Origin of the sequence: Methylobacterium sp. J-030 (assembly GCF_022829545.1) — a bacterium.
Lineage (GTDB): Bacteria > Pseudomonadota > Alphaproteobacteria > Rhizobiales > Beijerinckiaceae > Methylobacterium.
In genome coordinates, this window is sequence record NZ_JAKSYM010000109.1 from 1 (window position 1) to 454 (window position 454).

The 454-nt window shown below is 59.5% G+C and carries 1 protein-coding gene; it reads left to right on the forward strand.

Annotation, left to right across the window (positions count from 1 at the left end):
* The coding region (locus tag MKK75_RS06500; protein WP_244041795.1) for a hypothetical protein at positions 1-221 on the forward strand (221 nt) is incomplete at its 5' end.
* Between the last annotated feature and the right edge of the window lie 233 nt (positions 222-454).

The following is a 454-nucleotide window of genomic DNA, read 5'->3' on the forward strand; positions in this document are numbered from 1 at the left end:
TCCGGCAACTCGTGGCCGACGTCATCTATGGCGACAATGCTGTCGAAGGTGTCGATGAAGTAGCGGGGCATCAGGCCCTCCGCGTCGCAGGCGGGAGCGCTCGCCTCACCCAGCCGCCGGCGCCTACGGTCGATCAGCCAACGATGCCCTCCTGTGCCGTGTCCGACCGGGAGGCGCTACAACACACATTGGTTTGCACGCTACGTGACTGCGCAAGCTGAATAAATTGAAGCAGCACGCCACGACTGCACGGCTTCAGTTGAAAACGATCCACATATGTAATAAAGCGGAACTCAATGTGTGTTGGGGATTTGACCCGAACATACAGCCGCTCGGTATCGGACCGACCGACGTCCGACTGACGGCGGATAGAAGCCTCACGGCTCCGCGTTCTCAGCGCGGCCGAGCCGCGAGAGAGAACGAATGTCCAAACCGCTGATCATGAAGGTCGAAT